An 18,131-nucleotide genomic window follows, 5' to 3' on the forward strand; every position below is an offset into this window, starting at 1 on the left:
CCAGGTGGGAAACACTCCTTGCAAGGGGCGCTTCGGCGTCCCTTCTCTCTTTCACCCGCCGTTTCCCCCACGTCCCACCCCTCCTCACCCGAGGATCTGCCCCCCGCCTTCGCGGGTGAAACGCGTGTGCCCCGGTAGAGTCCCCGGGGTGCACCTCAAGGCCCTGACCCTCCGCGGATTCAAATCGTTCGCCTCGGCGACCACCCTGCGGTTCGAACCAGGGATCACCTGCGTCGTGGGACCCAACGGATCCGGCAAGTCCAATGTCGTGGACGCGCTGTCCTGGGTCATGGGCGAGCAGGGCGCCAAGTCGCTGCGCGGCGGCAAGATGGAGGACGTCATTTTCGCCGGCACGACCGGGCGCCCGCCGCTCGGCCGCGCCGAGGTCTCGCTGACCATCGACAACTCCGACGGCGCGCTGCCCATCGACTACGCCGAGGTCACCCTCACCCGGATCATGTTCCGGGGCGGCAGCAGCGAGTACCAGATCAACGGCGACACCTGCCGGCTGATGGACTTCCAGGACCTGCTCTCCGACTCCGGCATCGGGCGCGAGATGCACGTCATCGTCGGACAGGGCCAGCTCGACTCCGTGCTGCACGCCGACCCGATGGGCCGCCGCGCCTTCATCGAGGAGGCCGCCGGCGTCCTCAAGCACCGCAAGCGCAAGGAGAAGGCGCTGCGGAAGCTGGACGCGATGCAGGCCAACCTCGCCCGCGTGCAGGACCTCGCCGACGAACTGCGCCGCCAGCTCAAGCCCCTCGGCCGGCAGGCCGCCGTCGCCCGCCGGGCCGTCGTCATCCAGGCCGACCTGCGCGACGCCCGCCTGCGCATCCTCGCCGACGACCTCGTCCACCTCCAGAAGGCGCTCACCGCCGAAGTCGCCGACGAGACGGCGCTGCTCGCCCGCAAGGAGGCCACCGAGACCGAGCTGCGCGCCGCGCTCGCCCGGGAGGCCGGCCTCGAAGCGGAGGCCCGCGCCCTGGTGCCGCGCCTCGAACGCGCCCAGCAGAGCTGGTACGACCTCTCCCAGCTCGCCGAACGAGTCCGCGGCACCGTCTCCCTGGCCGACGCGCGCGTGAAGAGCGCCACCGCCGCGCCCGCCGACGAGCGGCGCGGCCGCGACCCGGAGGACCTGGAGCGGGAGGCCGCCCGGGTCCGCGAACAGGAAGCCGAACTCGAAGCGGCCCTTGAGGAGGCCGAACGCGCCCTGGAGGACGCCGTCGGCCACCGCGCCGGACTCGAGACCGCGCTGACGGCCGAGGAGCGCCGCCTCAAGGACCAGGCCAGGGCCATCGCCGACCGCCGCGAGGGCCTCGCCCGGCTGCACGGCCAGGTCAACGCGGCCCGTTCGCGCGCCGCCGCCGCCCAGGCCGAGATCGACCGGCTCGCCGCCGCCCGCGACGAGGCGGGGGAGCGGGCGGTCGCCGCCCAGGAGGAGTACGAGCAGCTCAGGGCGGAGGTCGACGGCCTCGACGCGGAGGACACCGAGCACGCCGAACGGTACGAGGCCGCCCGCCGCGAACTGGCCGACGCCGAGGCCGCCCTGAGCGCCGCCCGCGAGGCCGCCGGTGCCGCCGAGAGCCTCCGCGCCGCCACCCGCGCCCGCCACGAGACCCTCGCCCTCGGCCTGCGCCGCAAGGACGGCACCGGCACCCTCCGTACCGCAGGTCTCGCCGGGCTCCTCGGCCCCGCGGCCGAACTCCTCACCGTCACCCCGGGATACGAGATCCCCGTCGCCGCGGCCCTCGGCGCGGCCGCCGACGCGATCGCCGCCACCGGACCCTCCGCCGCCGCCGACGCCCTCCGCCTGCTGCGCAAGCAGGACGCGGGCCGCGCCTCGCTGCTCCTGACGGACGCCACCGAACCGGCCGGGCCGGACGCCGCCGACGGGCACGTCCACGCCGCCGGCCTGGTACGCGGACCCGCCGAACTCATGGGCGCCGTCCGCCGCCTGCTCGCCGGCGTCGTGGTCGTCGAGGACCTCGACGCGGCCGTCGAGCTGGTCAGGGCCAAGCCCGCGCTGACCGCGGTGACCGCCGAAGGGGACCTGCTCGGCGCGCACTTCGCCCAGGGCGGCTCCGCCGGGGCGCCCAGCCTGCTCGAAGTCCAGGCCTCGGTGGCCGAGGCCGCCGCGGAGCTCGACGAACTGACCCTGCGCTGCGCGGCCTTGGCCGAGGAGCGGCAGTCGGCCGACGAGCGGCGCCGCACCGCGGCCGCGCTGGTCGAGGAGCTCGACGCCCTCCGCCGTACCGCCGAGCGCGAGAAGTCGACCGTCGCCAAGGAGCTCGGGCGGCTCGCGGGACAGGCCAGGGGAGCGGCGGGGGAGGCCGAGCGGACCGCGGCGGCCGCCGCCCGCGCCCAGGAGGCCCTGGAGAAGGCCACCGCCGACGCCGAGGAGCTGGCCGAACGGCTGCTCGTCGCCGAGGAGGCCACCGCCCCCGGGGACGGCGACGACGAGCCCGACACCTCCGTCCGCGACCGGCTCGCCGTCGACGGCACCCAGGCGCGCCAGGCCGAGATGGAGGCGCGGCTCCAGGTCCGTACCCACGAGGAACGGGTCAAGGGGCTCGCCGGACGGGCCGACTCGCTCGACCGGGCGGCCCGCGCCGAACGGGAGGCACGCGCGCGTGCCGAGCGGCGCCGGGAGCGGCTGCGCCACGAGGAGCGGGTCGCGGGCGCGGTCGCCGCGGGCGCCCGGACGCTCCTCGCCCATGTCGAGGTCTCGCTCGACCGCGCCGAGCGGGAGCGGGCCGCGGCCCGGACCGCGAGGGCCGATCGCGAGGAGGGCCTGACGGCCGCCCGGTCGCGGGCCCGGGACCTCAAGGACGAGCTCGACAAGCTGACCGACTCCGTGCACCGGGGCGAGGTGCTCGGCGCCGAGAAGCGGATGCGGATCGAGCAGCTGCAGACGAAGGCCCTTGAGGAGTTCGGTGTCGAGGCGGCCGACCTGGTCGCCGAGTACGGCCCCGACCAGCCCGTACTGCCGTCGCCGGCCGAGGACGGAAGCGACCGGGGCGACTCGGACGAAGCCGCCGCCGCGCCGCGTCCGTTCGTCCGTTCGGAGCAGGAGAAGCGGCTCAAAGCAGCCGAACGGGCGTACCACCAGCTCGGCAAGGTCAATCCGCTGGCCCTGGAGGAGTTCGCGGCTCTGGAGGAGCGGCACCGGTTCCTCTCGGAGCAGCTGGAGGACCTGAAGAAGACCCGGGCCGACCTGCTTCAGGTCGTGAAGGAGGTCGACGTACGCGTCGAGCAGGTCTTCACGGAGGCGTACCGGGACACGGCCCGTGAGTTCGAGGGCGTCTTCTCGCGGCTGTTCCCCGGCGGCGAGGGCCGGCTGATCCTCACCGACCCGGACAACATGCTCACCACCGGCGTCGACGTGGAGGCCCGCCCGCCGGGCAAGAAGGTCAAGCGCCTCTCGCTGCTCTCGGGCGGCGAGCGGTCGCTGACGGCCGTGGCGCTGCTGGTGTCGATCTTCAAGGCGCGGCCCAGCCCGTTCTACGTGATGGACGAGGTCGAGGCGGCGCTGGACGACACCAACCTCCAGCGGCTGATCCGGATCATGCAGGAGCTCCAGGAGTCCTCGCAGCTGATCGTGATCACCCACCAGAAGCGGACGATGGAGGTCGCCGACGCGCTGTACGGCGTGTCCATGCAGGGCGACGGCGTCTCGAAGGTGATCAGCCAGCGGCTCCGCTGAAGAGTCCTACGTTCAAGACTTGAATGATGACTCCCTTCCACCTCTCTTAAAGTCATACGACATCGGCTATTGACTTCGAAACTTGAAGGCATAGTCTCTGCAACGTTGCTTTTACCTTCACGTGGTGGGCGGCGTGAAGTTGTGCGCCACTGGAAGGGCTTCCCCCCACCGAGGAGTCCATGTGACCAACACCGCGCAGGCGCCCACGCCGCCGCCTTCCGAAGGCCGAGCCGCCCACCCGGACCACCTCGGCCACGTCATCTTCATCACGGCCTCCGCCGCGATGGGCGGATTCCTCTTCGGCTACGACAGCTCCGTCATCAACGGCGCCGTCGAGGCGATCCGGGACCGCTACGACATCGGCTCCGGAACCCTCGCCCAGGTCATCGCCATCGCCCTGATCGGCTGCGCCATCGGCGCCGCCACCGCAGGCCGGATCGCCGACCGCATCGGCCGCATCCGCTGCATGCAGATCTCCGCCGTGCTCTTCGCCGTCAGCGCCGTCGGCTCCGCGCTGCCCTTCGCCCTCTGGGACCTGGCCCTCTGGCGGATCATCGGCGGCTTCGCCATCGGCATGGCCTCCGTGATCGGCCCCGCCTACATCGCCGAGGTCGCCCCCGCCGCCTACCGAGGCCGCCTCGGCTCCTTCCAGCAGGCCGCGATCGTCATCGGCATCGCCATCTCCCAGCTCGTCAACTACGGCATCCTCCAGCTCGCCGACGGCGACCAGCGCGGCGAGATCGGCGGCATCGAGGCCTGGCAGTGGATGCTCGGCGTGATGGTCGTCCCCGCCCTGCTCTACGGCATGCTCTCCTTCGCGATCCCCGAGTCCCCCCGCTTCCTCATCTCCGTCGGGAAGACCGACCGGGCCAAGGAGGTGCTCGCCGAGGTCGAGGGCCACGGCGTCGACCTCGACCAGCGCGTCGCCGAGATCGACCGGGCCATGCGCAGCGAGCACAAGTCCACCTTCAGGGACCTGCTCGTCGCCGGCAGCAAGTCGAAGCTGCTGCCCATCGTCTGGGTCGGCATCGGACTCTCGGTCTTCCAGCAGCTCGTCGGCATCAACGTCGCGTTCTACTACTCCGCGACCCTCTGGCAGTCCGTCGGCATCGACCCGTCGAGCTCGTTCTTCTACTCGTTCACCACGTCGATCATCAACATCATCGGCACCGTGATCGCGATGGTCCTGGTCGACCGGGTCGGCCGCAAGCCGCTCGCCCTCGTCGGCTCCGTCGGCATGGCCGTCGCCCTCGCCTTCGAGGCCTGGGCCTTCTCCGCCGACCTCGTCGACGGCAAGCTGCCCGAGACCCAGGGCGTCGTGGCGCTCGTCGCCGCCCACGTCTTCGTGCTCTTCTTCGCCCTCTCGTGGGGCGTGGTCGTCTGGGTGTTCCTCGGCGAGATGTTCCCCAACCGGATCCGCGCGGCCGCCCTCGGCGTCGCCGCCTCCGCCCAGTGGATCGCCAACTGGGCCATCACCGCCAGCTTCCCGTCCCTCGCGGACTGGAACCTCTCCGGCACCTACATCATCTACACGGTCTTCGCCGTGCTCTCGATCCCCTTCGTGCTCAAGTACGTCAAGGAGACCAAGGGCAAGGCGTTGGAGGAGATGGGCTAATCCCCGCTGCCCCTCTCCTCACCCACGGAACTGGCCCGGCCCGAGGCCCACGCCTCGCGCCGGGGCAGTACGCCGTCAGGCCCCCAGTCGCGGCACCACCTCGTCGCAGAAGAGGCGCACGCTGCGCCAGCCCTCCTCCACCGGCATCCCGCCGCACAGCGGATGCAGGACGAGGCTCTCCAGACCGAGCGCCAGGCACTCCTCGGGGGTGACGACCCGGTACACCCCCTCCGCCCGCAGCTCCGCCACCGTCGTCGCCGTCGACCGGACCGCCGAGGTGATGTCCTTCGACTGCCAGGAGGCGTACGTCCGCGCCTCGTGCAGGAAGTGTTCCCCGTACTCCGCCCAGGTCCGGTCCGGGTCCTCCGACAGGTGGAGCAGCGGGGTCTCCTCGGCCGGCATCATCGTCCAGCCCTCGGTGCCGTACTCCGCGCACCGCTCCCGGTAGTAAGCGTCGAGCTCCGGCAGGTGCGCGCTCGGGAAGAACGGCAGCCCGAGCCGGGCCGCCCGCCGCGCCGCCGCCCGTGAGGAGCCCCCGACGAGCAGCATCGGATGCGGCTGGGTGAAGGGGCGCGGGGTGACCCGTACCGTACGGCCCTGATAGCTGAACGGCTCCCCGGTCCAGGCCGTGAGCAGGGTCTCCAGGAGCAGGTCCTGGAGCTTGCCGCGCCGGCCCCAGTCGACCCCGCGCTCCTCGTACTCCTCCGGCCGGTAGCCGATCCCCGCCACCGTCACCAGGCGTCCCCCGCTGAGCAGATCGAGGACCGCGATGTCCTCGGCGAGCCGCAGCGGGTCGTGCAGCGGCCCGATGATCGCCGAGACGGTGACCGCGATGCGCTCGGTGGCCCCGAAGACCGCGCCCGCGAAGGCGAAGGGGGAGGGCAGCCAGTTGTTGCCGACCCCGTGGTGCTCCTCGGTCTGCACCGTGTCGACGCCGTGCCCGTCGGCGTACGCGGCCATCTCGACGGCGGCCCGGTAGCGGGCGGAGAGGGATGCGGGGGTCGCGCGGGGATCGACGAGGTTGAACCGTACGACGGTGAACGGCATGGGAAGTCCCCCTCCGCGGGTGGGATACCGGCGAAGGGGGACGTTATCTGACGTGACGTCAGATGGAAACGGTCTCGCGGACCTCGTCCGGATCCACCGGCGCCCGCTCGGGCGTCCGCGGCAGCACCGCGTACAGCACGCCCGCGACCACGATCGTCGCCGCCCAGCCAAGACCGTTCTCGCCGACCCAGGACGAGGCGAGCGGACCGGCGAACCAGTCGACCTTCGTGAAGAGCAGGCCCACGACCAGCGCCACCGCCCAGGCCGTCATCGCCTGCCAGGCGAAACCGCCCCGGTACCAGTACGCGCTGGTCCTCGTGGTGTCCATCAGCGCCGCCGCGTCGTACGAGCGCCGCCGCAGCATGTCCACGCCGAACACCCCGATCCACGCCGAGAACGCCACCGCGAGCAGCGTCAGGAAGGAGATGAACGAGCCGGTGAAGCTGGTCGCCACCACCATCAGGAGGAAGCCGAAGACCAGGCTGATCACCGCGTTCACGCTCACCGCCGCCGCCCGCGACACCTTGATGCCCAGGGTCTGCGCGGTGAACCCGGCCGAGTACATCGACATCGAGTTGATCAGCAGCATCCCGATCAGCGCGATCAGCAGATACGGCACCGAGATCCACATCGGAAGCAGCTCGCCGATGAACGAGACCGGGTCCTGAGCCGACGCCAGGTCCGGCGTGGACACCGCCATCACCGCGCCCATCAGCACCATCGGCAGCACCACGATCCCGGCGCCGCCGATCGTCGAGCCGACCATCGCGCGCGAGGAGGCCGTCCGGGGGAGGTAGCGCGTGAAGTCCGGGCCCGAGGGCACCCAGCTGATGCCGCCGGCCGCGATCGTGCCGATGCCCGCGACCATCATCGCCGTCGAACCGGCCGGCTTCTCGAAGACCGCCGACCAGTCGGTGTTCGCCACCAGATAGACCAGGACCAGCACCGAGAAGGCGCCGAAGAGGTACGTCGACCACTTGCTGCACACCCGCAGCGCGTTGATCCCCAGGCCCGAGACCAAGAACGTGCAGGTCACGAAGAGCAGCAGGGTCACCACGATGAGGAGCGTGTTCGACTTCACGCCGAAGACCAGGTCGAGGACGGTCAGCACCGCGTACGCCCCCGCGACCGCGTTGATCGTCTCCCAGCCCCAGCGGGCCACCCAGATCAGCGCCCCCGGGAAAAGGTTTCCGCGCTGACCGAACACGGCCCGCGACAGCGCCATGCCGGGGGCCCCGCCGCGCTTCCCCGCGATGGAGATGAGCCCGACGATCCCGTACGACAGGATCGGCGCGACCACCGCCACGACCAGGACCTGCCAGAAGTTCAGGCCGTTGAAGACCACCAGGCCGGCGCCCATCGTGAGCAGCAGCACACTGATGTTGGCCGCCACCCAGGTCGGGAAGAGCTCACGGACGCGCCCGGTCCGCTCGGCGTCCGGGACCGGTTCGAGACCGCGGGTCTCCAAGGCGCCGTCGTGCGGGGCGCCTGCGGCGTCGGAGGCGTGGGGCATAGGTGTACTCCGTAGGACAGATGTGGGGGAACCACCCACTGTACGTGCTCCACCTATGGCGTCCTCGTGGCCGATACTGGACGCGTTATGGAACTCATCCTTGCTGTAGTCATCGCTCTGGTCGTCGCGGTCGCCGTGACGAGCGGGCTCGTGATCAGCGGTCGCAAGAAGAAGCAGCTGCCGCCTGCCGAGCCGCCGTCCACCACGCCGACCATCACCGCTCCGCCCGCCGAACCGCACGTCGGCGAGGAGGCGGAGACGCCGCGGGAGGAACCACGCCGCACGGTCGAGGAGGTCCAGCTCCCCACCGAAGCGACCCCCGAAGCCCCGGTCGCGGTCGAGGAGCCCCTCGTCGAGGAGCCCGCCGCTCCCGAGATCGAGGTCCCCGAGCCCACCGCCGGCCGTCTCGTACGGCTCCGGGCCCGCCTCGCCCGCTCCCAGAACTCGCTCGGGAAGGGGCTGCTCACGCTGCTGTCCCGCGAGCACCTGGACGAGGACACCTGGGAGGAGATCGAGGAGACCCTCCTCACCGCCGACGTCGGCGTCGCCCCCACCCAGGAGCTCGTCGAGCGGCTGCGCGAGCGGGTCAAGGTGCTCGGCACCCGCACCCCCGACGAGCTGCGCGGCCTGCTCCGCGAGGAGCTCGTCACCCTCCTCGGCCCCGACCTCGACCGCACGGTGAAGACCGAGAGCCCCGCGGACGTCCCGGGCATCGTCATGGTCGTCGGCGTCAACGGCACCGGCAAGACCACCACCACCGGCAAGCTGGCCCGTGTCCTGGTCGCCGACGGCAAGTCCGTCGTCCTCGGCGCCGCCGACACCTTCCGCGCCGCCGCCGCCGACCAGCTCCAGACCTGGGGCGAGCGCGTCGGCGCCCGCACCGTGCGCGGTCCCGAGGGCGGCGACCCGGCGTCGATCGCCTTCGACGCGGTCAAGGAGGGCATCGCCGAGGGCGCGGACGTCGTCCTCATCGACACCGCCGGCCGACTGCACACCAAGACCGGCCTCATGGACGAGCTCGGCAAGGTCAAGCGGGTCGTCGAGAAGCACGGCCCGCTCGACGAGATCCTCCTCGTCCTCGACGCCACCACCGGCCAGAACGGTCTGATCCAGGCCCGCGTCTTCGCCGAGGTGGTCGACATCACCGGCATCGTGCTGACCAAGCTCGACGGCACCGCCAAGGGCGGCATCGTCATCGCCGTCCAGCGCGAGCTGGGCGTCCCGGTCAAGCTGGTCGGCCTCGGCGAGGGCCCGGACGACCTGGCCCCCTTCGAGCCGGGCGCCTTCGTCGACGCCCTGATCGGCGACTGACCCGCGCTCCACGCGCACGCGTGAGGGCCCCCGCCATCCGATGGCGGGGGCCCTCAGGTACTTCTAGAAGTGCGTCCGGTGACAGATGTACGCCAGGGTGCCGAGCAGCAGCCGCGCCTGCGGCGGCGCGCCCGCCGTGTCCAGCGTCGGCGGCCGCAGCCAGTGCACCGGCCCGAGCCCGCCGAGGTCCGACGGGGGAGCGGTGACGTAGCTGCCCGGCCCCAGACAGTGCAGGTCCAGATCGGCGTCGTCCCAGCCCATCCGGTAGAGCAGCTGCGGCAGCTCGGCCGCGGCGCCCGGCGCCACGAAGAACCGCGCCCGGCCGGTCGGGGTCGCGCACACCGGGCCCAGCGGCAGCCCCATGCGCTCCAGGCGCACCAGCGCCCGCCGGCCCGCCGCCTCCGCGACCTCGATCACGTCGAAGGCCTTGCCGACCGGCAGCAGCAGCGCCGCGCCCGGGTACTCGGACCAGGCCTTCGTGGCGTCGTCGAGGCCGGCGCCGGCCGGGACCGGTTCCGCGAAGGAGAGGGGGTGCGCGCCCGGGGCCGTACAGGCCCGGTCCCCGCAGGAGCACTGGCCGGAGACGGCCCGCGCCCCGGGGGCCACGTCCCAGCCCCACAGTCCTGTGTACTCCGCCACCGCTGTGCACTCCGTGGTGCGTACGCGGCGGCGTGCGCCGGACCGCATCTCACGAATGCCGCCGATCGTGAAACCCATGCCCCCTCCAACGGGTCGAGCGCGCCGGTGGTTACGACCCGGAGCACCGCCGTCACCCTTCGTCACGCTCCGTCGCCCAGCGTGGCGCACGGTCGTGACGGGGGTGGTGCGGGCCGGTGCGCGCGCCTCTCCGCGCATCCGTCCGCTCACTCCGGTTCGTCGCATGTCAAGTGAATCGCGTTCCACGGGCGGCGAGTTCATTCGAAGGGGTGGCGAATGGTGGCGTTTCTTGAATCGCCCTCGTAGAGGGGTGATCGTAGGATTACTTTCGGTACTCGAACCCGGGGGCCGCTTGCGCACGCGGGTATGCCGGAGGCAACCCGGTTTCCAGTTCGAAGGAGTGCGAACGCCGGACGGGTGCCGCGAGACACGGCATTCTGATAGGGGTTCGCACGACAGGCAATCAGGTGGATGGGGGCGTTCCAGTGGGCGGCAACGGCGCAGACGGTACGACTGCCGGCAAGCGCCCGAACGAGCAGCTGGGCTCGTGGTTCGTGCGCAGCGGCTGGTCCAAGGGCGAACTCGCGCGGCAAGTGAACCGCAGGGCGCGCCAGATGGGCGCGCACCACATCTCCACCGACACCTCCCGGGTGCGCCGCTGGCTCGACGGCGAGCAGCCCCGCGAACCCATCCCGCGCATCCTCTCCGAGCTGTTCTCCGAGCGCTTCGGCTCCGTCGTCGCCATCGAGGACCTCGGCCTGCGCACCGCCCACCAGTCGCCGTCCGTCTCCGGCGTCGACCTGCCCTGGGCCGGGCCGCAGACCGTCGCCCTGCTCAGCGAGTTCTCCCGCAGCGACCTGATGCTCGCCCGCCGCGGCTTCCTCGGCTCGTCCCTGTCGCTCGCCGCCGGACCCGCCCTCATCGAACCGATGCAGCGCTGGCTCGTCCCCACCCCGGCCGGCGACATCGAGCGGCCCGACCCGCTCGCCGAAGCCCGCCGCCCCAACCGGCTCTCCGAGGTCGAGCTCGACCTCCTGGAGTCCACCACCGCCATGTTCCGCAAGTGGGACGCCCAGTGCGGCGGCGGACTGCGCCGCAAGGCCGTCGTCGGACAGCTCCACGAGGTCACCGACCTCCTCCAGGAGCCCCAGCCGGCCGCCACCGCCAAGCGCCTCTTCACCTGCGCCGCCGAACTCGCCGAACTCGCCGGCTGGATGAGCTACGACGTGGGCCTCCAGCCCACCGCCCAGAAGTACTTCGTGCTCGCCCTGCACGCCGCGAAGGAAGCCGGCGACAAGCCGCTCGGCTCGTACATCCTCTCCTCCATGAGCCGCCAGATGATCCACCTCGGCCGGCCCGACGACGCCCTCGAACTCATCCACCTCGCCCAGTACGGCAGTCGGGACTGCGCCACCCCCCGCACCCAGGCCATGCTGTATGCGATGGAGGCCCGCGCCTACGCCAACATGGGCCAGCCCTCCAAGTGCAAGCGGGCCGTCCGGATGGCCGAGGACACCTTCGCCGACGTGGGCCTCGACGGCGAGCCCGAGCCCGACTGGATCGGCTTCTTCTCCGAGGCCGAGCTCAACGGCGAGAACTCCCACTCCTACCGCGACCTCGCCTATGTCGCCGGCCGCTCGCCGACCTACGCCTCGCTCGCCGAGCCCGTCATGGAGCGGGCCGTCGAACTCTTCGAGAAGGACCCCGACCACCAGCGGTCGTACGCGCTCAACCTCATCGGCATGGCCACCGTCCACCTCCTCAAGCGCGAGCCCGAGCAGTCCGTCGTCCTCGCCGAGAAGGCCCTCGGGGTCGCCCGCAGCATCCGCTCCGAGCGGGTCAACACCCGGCTCCGCAAGACCGTCGACAACGCCGCCCGCAACTACAGCGACGTCGCCGAGGTCGTCCAGCTCACCGACCGCCTCACCCAGCTCCTCCCCGAGGCCGCCGAAGCGGTCTGACCCTCCCGTCACCCGCGAGGCCCCCGTACCCCGGCCGCGCCGGACGTCCCGTACTGCCCGATTCGGCTCCCCCGCCGCAAGGTCACACGGACGGCCAGGCGCGGCCGGCTTCGTTCTTCGCGCGGGTACGGGCGTTACCTCGCCGTGACACGGCCGTTCACGGCCGCGTAACACGTCGCACCCCTTCGTCACTGGGCCGAAACATCGAGCGGCATCGACGGAAACCGCGCTGCGCGAATCTCTGGCCCATAACCGGCCACGCCCTCACGGCCGCCGCTCTCTCCGGCCCCGCCCCGCACAGGCCGTACCGACGACGAGGAGACGCCGATGGCACCAGCCATCACGACCCTGGCAGCAGACGCCCCCGAGCTGTCCGCCGCCAACACCGGGTTCATGCTCATCTGCTCTGCCCTGGTCATGCTGATGACCCCGGCACTCGCCTTCTTCTACGGAGGCATGGTCCGCGTCAAGTCCACGCTGAACATGCTGATGATGAGCTTCATCAGCCTCGGCATCGTCACGATCCTCTGGGTGCTGTTCGGCTTCAGCATGGCCTTCGGCACCGACATCGGCTCGATCGTCGGCTGGTCCTCCGAGTACGTCGGCCTCAGCGGCATCGGCATCACCGAACTCTGGGACGGCTACACCATCCCGGTGTACGTCTTCGCCGTCTTCCAGCTGATGTTCGCGATCATCACGCCCGCCCTCATCAGCGGTGCCCTCGCCGACCGCGTCAAGTTCACCGCCTGGGCGCTCTTCATCACGCTCTGGGTCACCGTCGTCTACTTCCCCGTCGCCCACTGGGTCTGGGGCACCGGCGGCTGGCTCTTCGACATGGGGGTCATCGACTTCGCCGGCGGTACGGCCGTCCACATCAACGCCGGTGCCGCGGCCCTCGGCGTCATCCTCGTCATCGGCAAGCGCGTCGGCTTCAAGAAGGACCCGATGCGCCCGCACAGCCTCCCGCTGGTCATGCTCGGCGCGGGCCTCCTCTGGTTCGGCTGGTTCGGCTTCAACGCCGGCTCCTGGCTCGGCAACGACGACGGCGTCGGCGCCGTGATGTTCGTCAACACCCAGGTCGCCACCGCCGCCGCCATGCTCGCCTGGCTCGCCTACGAGAAGCTCCGCCACGGCTCCTTCACCACCCTCGGCGCCGCCTCCGGCGCGGTCGCCGGCCTCGTCGCCATCACCCCCTCCGGCGGCTCCTGCTCCCCGCTCGGCGCCATCGCCATCGGCGCGGTCGCCGGCCTCGTCTGCGCCATGGCCGTCGGCCTCAAGTACAAGTTCGGCTACGACGACTCCCTCGACGTCGTCGGCGTCCACCTCGTCGGCGGTGTCATCGGCTCCCTCCTGGTCGGCTTCTTCGCCACCGGCGGCGTCCAGTCCGACGCCAAGGGCCTCTTCTACGGCGGCGGCCTCGAACAGCTCGGCAAGCAGGCCATCGGCGTCTTCGCGGTCCTCGCCTACTCTCTGATCGTCTCCGCGGTCCTCGCCCTGATCATCGACAAGACGATGGGGATGCGGGTCAGCGAGGACGACGAGGTCTCCGGCATCGACCAGGTCGAGCACGCCGAGACCGCGTACGACTTCAGCGGCGCCGGCGGCGGCATCACCGGACGCAGCACCTCCGTGGCCACGCCGGTCCTGAGCGAGAACAAGAAGGTGGACGCATGAAGCTCATCACCGCGGTCGTGAAGCCGCACCGGCTCGACGAGATCAAGGAGGCCCTCCAGGCCTTCGGGGTCCACGGCCTGACCGTCACCGAGGCCAGCGGCTACGGCCGCCAGCGCGGTCACACCGAGGTCTACCGCGGTGCCGAGTACACCGTCGACCTCGTCCCCAAGATCCGCATCGAGGTCCTCGTCGAGGACGACGACGCCGAACAGCTCATCGATGTCGTCGTCAAGGCCGCCCGAACCGGCAAGATCGGTGACGGCAAGGTGTGGAGCGTGCCGGTCGAGACCGCCGTACGGGTCCGCACCGGCGAGCGCGGTCCGGACGCACTGTAAGCACACGTGAGGAGCCGCCGGGTGACGAGCCTCGAAGCGAGTACAGAGACCGAAGATTCGGGACCCGGCGGTTACGCGGCGGCCCGGCTGCTCCTTCTCCACGAGAAGGAGCGGTCCGGGCCGCCGCGCCGTTCCGCCCTGGCCCGGCTCACCGACGACTGGCTGGCCGGCCTCTTCGCCGCCGCCGCACCGCCCCGGGGAGTCGCCCTCGTCGCCGTCGGCGGCTACGGCCGCGCCGAACTCTCCCCGCGCAGCGACCTCGACCTCCTCCTGCTCCACGACGGCAGCGCCGACAAGGACACCGTCGCCGCCCTCGCCGACCGGCTCTGGTACCCCGTCTGGGACCTCGGCATGGCCCTCGACCACTCCGTCCGCACCCCCGCCGAGGCCCGCGCCACCGCCACCGAGGACCTCAAGGTCCAGCTCGGCCTGCTTGACGCCAGGACCGTCGCCGGAGACGCCGGACTCGTCGCCGCCCTGCGCACCACCGTCCTCGCCGACTGGCGCAACCAGGCCCCCAAGCGCCTCCCCGAACTCGACGAACTCTGCCGGGAACGGGCCGAACGCATGGGGGAGCTGCAGTTCCTCCTCGAACCCGACCTCAAGGAGGCCAGGGGCGGCCTCCGCGACGCCCAGGCCCTCCGCGCCGTCGCCGCCTCCTGGCTCGCCGACGCCCCCCGCGAAGGCCTCGACGACGCCCGCCGCCGCCTCCTCGACGCCCGCGACGCCCTCCACCTCGTCACGGGACGCGCCACCGACCGGCTCGCCCTCCAGGAACAGGACGCCGTCGCCGCCGAACTCGGCCTCCTCGACGCCGACACCCTGCTCCGCCAGGTGTACGAGGCCGCCCGGACCATCTCGTACGCCACCGACGTCACCTGGCGCGAGGTCAACCGCGTCCTCAAGGCCCGCTCGGCCCGGCCCCGGCTGCGCTCGATCCTGGGCGGCCGCGGCAGCGGAGGGCGTACCGCCGGCGGCCGGGTCGGAGCCGGGAAACCTCCCGTCGAGCGGACCCCGCTCGCCGAAGGCGTCGTCGAGATGGACGGCGAGGCCGTCCTCGCCCTCAGCGCCCGGCCCGAACGCGACCCCGTCCTGCCCCTGCGGGCCGCCGCCGCGGCCGCCCAGTCCGCCCTGCCGATCTCCCTGCACGCCGTACGCCGGCTCGCCGCGGCCGCCAAACCGCTCCCGGTGCCGTGGCCCGCCGAGGCGCGCGAGGAACTCGTCACCCTCCTCGGCGCCGGCGAGGCCACCGTGCCCGTCTGGGAGGCCCTGGAGGCCGAAGGGCTCATCACCCTGCTGATCCCCGACTGGGAACGCGTCCGCTGCCGGCCCCAGCGCAACCCCGTCCACACCTGGACCGTCGACCGCCACCTCGTCGAGACCGCCGTCCGCGCCTCCTCCCTCACCCGCCGCGTCGGCCGCCCCGACCTCCTCCTCGTCGCCGCGCTCCTCCACGACATCGGCAAGGGCTGGCCCGGCGACCACTCCGTCGCCGGCGAGACCATCGCCCGGGACGTCGCCACCCGCATCGGCTTCGACCGCACCGACGTCGGCGTCATCGCCACCGTCGTCCGCCACCACCTCCTCCTCGTCGAGACCGCCACCCGCCGCGACCTCGACGACCCCGCCACCGTCCAGTCCGTCGCCCACGCCGTCGGCACCCTCGGCACCCTCGAACTCCTGCACGCCCTCACCGAGGCCGACGCCCTCGCCACCGGCCCCGCCGCCTGGTCGTCCTGGCGCGCCTCGCTCGTCGCCGACCTGGTCAAACGCGTCGCGGGCGTCCTCACGGGCGAGACCCCGCCCGACCCCGAGGCCGCCGCGCCCAGCGCCGAACAGGAACGGCTCGCCATCGAGGCCCTCCGCACCGGAGAACCCGTCCTCGCCCTGCGCACCGAACCCGTCGTCGCGGAGCCCGAGGAACCCGAGCCCATCGGCGTCGAACTCCTCATCGCCCTGCCCGACCAGCCCGGCGTCCTCCCCGCCGCCGCCGGCGTCCTCGCCCTCCACCGGCTCACCGTCCGCGCCGCCGACCTCAGGGCCGTGGAACTGCCCACCGCCCTCGGCTCCGGCTCCGTCCTCGTCCTCGACTGGCGGGTCGCCGCCGAATACGGCTCACTGCCCGAGGCCGCCCGGCTCCGCGCCGACCTCGTCCGGGCCCTCGACGGCACCCTCGACGTCCCCGCCCGCCTCGCCGAACGCGACGCCGCCTACCCGCGCCGCCGCGGCCTCGCCGCCCCGCCGCCCCGCGTCACCGTCGCCGCCGCCGACTCCCGCCTCGCCACCGTCATCGAGGTCCGCGCCCAGGACGCCCCCGGCCTCCTCCACCGCATCGGCCGCGCCCTCGAAGGCGCCACCGTCCGCGTCCGCAGCGCCCACGTCTCCACCCTCGGCGCCAACGCCGTCGACACCCTCTACGTCACCCGCCCGGACGGCTCGCTCCTCCCCGACGAGGAAGCCGTCGACCTCGCCCGCACCCTGGAGGAGGCCTTGCGCTGAGCGCGTGACCCGGGGGCTGCTGGTTCCGCCCCCGGGCCGGATACCCTGGGTGGCGACCATCCGCCCCGACCCCGAGGATCGCGACCACCGTGTTCGATACGCTTTCCGACCGCCTCAGCGCGACTTTCAAGTCCCTCCGGGGCAAAGGCCGCCTCTCCGAGCAGGACATCGACAGCGCGGCCCGGGAAATCCGTATCGCCCTCCTCGAGGCCGACGTCGCCCTGCCCGTCGTCCGCGCGTTCATCAAGAACGTCAAGGAGAGGGCCCTCGGCGCCGAGGTCTCCAAGGCGCTGAACCCCAGCCAGCAGGTCATCAAGATCGTCAACGACGAGCTGGTGGCGATCCTCGGTGGCGAGACCCGTCGTCTGCGGTTCGCCAAGTCCGGGCCGACCGTGATCATGCTGGCGGGTCTGCAGGGTGCCGGTAAGACGACGCTCGCCGGAAAGCTCGGTGTGTGGCTGAAGGGGCAGGGGCACTCGCCGCTGCTCGTGGCGTGTGACCTGCAGCGTCCGAACGCCGTCAACCAGCTGTCGGTCGTCGCCGACCGCGCGGGCGTGGCCTTCTACGGCCCGCAGCCGGGCAACGGCGTCGGTGACCCGGTGCAGGTCGCGAAGGACTCGATCGAGTACGCGCGGACCAAGATGTACGACGTCGTGATCGTCGACACCGCCGGCCGCCTCGGCATCGACCAGGAGCTGATGCAGCAGGCCGCGGACATCCGCGACGCGGTCAGCCCCGACGAGGTCCTCTTCGTCGTCGACGCCATGATCGGTCAGGACGCGGTCAACACCGCCGAGGCCTTCCGCGACGGCGTCGGCTTCGACGGCGTGGTGCTCTCGAAGCTCGACGGCGACGCCCGCGGTGGTGCCGCGCTCTCCATCGCGCACGTCACCGGCAAGCAGATCATGTTCGCCTCCAACGGCGAGAAGCTGGACGACTTCGACGCGTTCCACCCGGACCGCATGGCGTCCCGCATCCTCGGCATGGGCGACATGCTGTCGCTCATCGAGAAGGCCCAGCAGACCTTCGACGAGGAAGAGGCCGCCAAGATGGCCTCGAAGCTCGCGTCGAAGAAGGGCCAGGAGTTCACCCTCGACGACTTCCTGGCGCAGATGGACCAGGTCCGCCGGATGGGCTCCATCTCCAAGCTCCTCGGCATGCTCCCGGGCATGGGCCAGATGAAGGAGCAGATCGCCAACATCGACGAGCGTGACGTCGACCGCATGGCCGCCATCATCAAGTCGATGACGCCGGCCGAGCGCCAGGACCCGACGATCATCAACGGCTCCCGCCGGGCCCGTATCGCCAAGGGTTCGGGCGCCGAGGTCAGCGCGGTCAAGGGCCTCGTCGAGCGGTTCTTCGAGGCCCGCAAGATGATGTCCCGCATGGCGCAGGGCGGCGGCATGCCGGGGATGCCGGGCATCCCGGGCATGGGCGGCGGCCCCGGCCGGCAGAAGAAGCAGATCAAGCAGGCCAAGGGCAAGCGCAAGAGCGGGAACCCGATGAAGCGGAAGGCCGAGGAGCAGGCGGCCGCCGAGCGCCGCGAGCAGGCGCAGGCGGGCGGCGCCTTCGGTCTGCCGGCGGCGGGTCAGGCCCCGAAGGACTTCGAGCTCCCGGACGAGTTCAAGAAGTTCATGAGCTGACGGCTCGTAGCTCGTACTGCGGGTGCGAGTACGTGGAGGGGGGGGGGGGGGGGGGGGGAGAACCCACCCCCCCCCCCCCCCCCCCCCCCCCCCCCCGAAAAAACCCCTCTCTTCTTTTGTCGTGGGGGGGTGCGGGGGGGGGGGGGGCACTGTCTGCCCCCCCTGCCCCCCCC

The 18,131-nt window shown here is 71.9% G+C and carries 11 protein-coding genes; 8 read left to right on the top strand and 3 right to left on the bottom strand.

Translation table 11 applies throughout. The annotated features are described in order from the left end of the window. The first annotated feature begins 148 nt into the window (after positions 1-148). Both smc and ACZ7G1_RS12165 read left to right on the top strand, forming a co-directional pair. Complete coding sequence (smc, locus tag ACZ7G1_RS12160) at positions 149-3,703, top strand: chromosome segregation protein SMC (RefSeq protein ID WP_470872034.1); 3,555 nt, start codon at positions 149-151, stop codon at positions 3,701-3,703. A gap of 181 nt (positions 3,704-3,884) precedes the next feature. Continuing rightward, positions 3,885-5,318: a sugar porter family MFS transporter gene (locus ACZ7G1_RS12165; protein ID WP_470872032.1), complete on the top strand. Its 1,434-nt coding sequence runs from the start codon at positions 3,885-3,887 to the stop codon at positions 5,316-5,318. A gap of 75 nt (positions 5,319-5,393) precedes the next feature. On the opposite strand, the gene ACZ7G1_RS12170 is transcribed toward ACZ7G1_RS12165, so the two are convergent. Beyond that, the gene (locus ACZ7G1_RS12170; protein WP_470872030.1) at positions 5,394-6,365 is read right to left on the bottom strand and encodes an LLM class flavin-dependent oxidoreductase; all 972 of its coding nucleotides are present in this window, start codon (positions 6,363-6,365) and stop codon (positions 5,394-5,396) included. Between the two features lie 58 nt (positions 6,366-6,423). Beyond that, the gene (locus ACZ7G1_RS12175) at positions 6,424-7,878 is read right to left on the bottom strand and encodes a cytosine permease (protein WP_470872029.1); all 1,455 of its coding nucleotides are present in this window, start codon (positions 7,876-7,878) and stop codon (positions 6,424-6,426) included. An 87-nt stretch (positions 7,879-7,965) separates the two neighbouring features. Between ACZ7G1_RS12175 and ftsY the strand changes: the two genes are divergently transcribed. Further along, positions 7,966-9,189: a signal recognition particle-docking protein FtsY gene (gene ftsY / locus ACZ7G1_RS12180; RefSeq protein ID WP_470872027.1), complete on the top strand. Its 1,224-nt coding sequence runs from the start codon at positions 7,966-7,968 to the stop codon at positions 9,187-9,189. A gap of 63 nt (positions 9,190-9,252) precedes the next feature. On the opposite strand, the gene ACZ7G1_RS12185 is transcribed toward ftsY, so the two are convergent. Next, positions 9,253-9,906 carry a bifunctional DNA primase/polymerase gene (locus tag ACZ7G1_RS12185; RefSeq protein WP_470872025.1) on the bottom strand — a complete coding sequence of 218 codons (654 nt, stop codon included), beginning with the start codon at positions 9,904-9,906 and terminating at the stop codon, positions 9,253-9,255. A gap of 425 nt (positions 9,907-10,331) precedes the next feature. Between ACZ7G1_RS12185 and nsdA the strand changes: the two genes are divergently transcribed. From nsdA to ffh, 5 genes are all read left to right on the top strand, one after another. Further along, positions 10,332-11,807 (top strand): transcriptional repressor NsdA, encoded by a 1,476-nt coding sequence (nsdA, locus tag ACZ7G1_RS12190; RefSeq protein WP_470872023.1) that lies wholly within the window; start codon positions 10,332-10,334, stop codon positions 11,805-11,807. 327 nt (positions 11,808-12,134) lie between these two features. After that, positions 12,135-13,481, top strand: coding sequence for an ammonium transporter (locus ACZ7G1_RS12195; RefSeq protein ID WP_470872021.1), 1,347 nt, complete (start codon positions 12,135-12,137; stop codon positions 13,479-13,481). Beyond that, positions 13,478-13,816, top strand: coding sequence for a P-II family nitrogen regulator (locus tag ACZ7G1_RS12200; RefSeq protein ID WP_004924863.1), 339 nt, complete (start codon positions 13,478-13,480; stop codon positions 13,814-13,816). The genes ACZ7G1_RS12195 and ACZ7G1_RS12200 overlap by 4 nt, the downstream gene beginning before the upstream one ends. A gap of 21 nt (positions 13,817-13,837) precedes the next feature. Next, positions 13,838-16,315 carry a [protein-PII] uridylyltransferase gene (locus tag ACZ7G1_RS12205; protein ID WP_470872019.1) on the top strand — a complete coding sequence of 826 codons (2,478 nt, stop codon included), beginning with the start codon at positions 13,838-13,840 and terminating at the stop codon, positions 16,313-16,315. An 89-nt stretch (positions 16,316-16,404) separates the two neighbouring features. Continuing rightward, positions 16,405-17,958 carry a signal recognition particle protein gene (gene ffh / locus ACZ7G1_RS12210; RefSeq protein ID WP_470872017.1) on the top strand — a complete coding sequence of 518 codons (1,554 nt, stop codon included), beginning with the start codon at positions 16,405-16,407 and terminating at the stop codon, positions 17,956-17,958. Positions 17,959-18,131 lie beyond the last annotated feature (173 nt).

Source organism: Streptomyces sp. NPDC037273, from assembly GCF_055603625.1.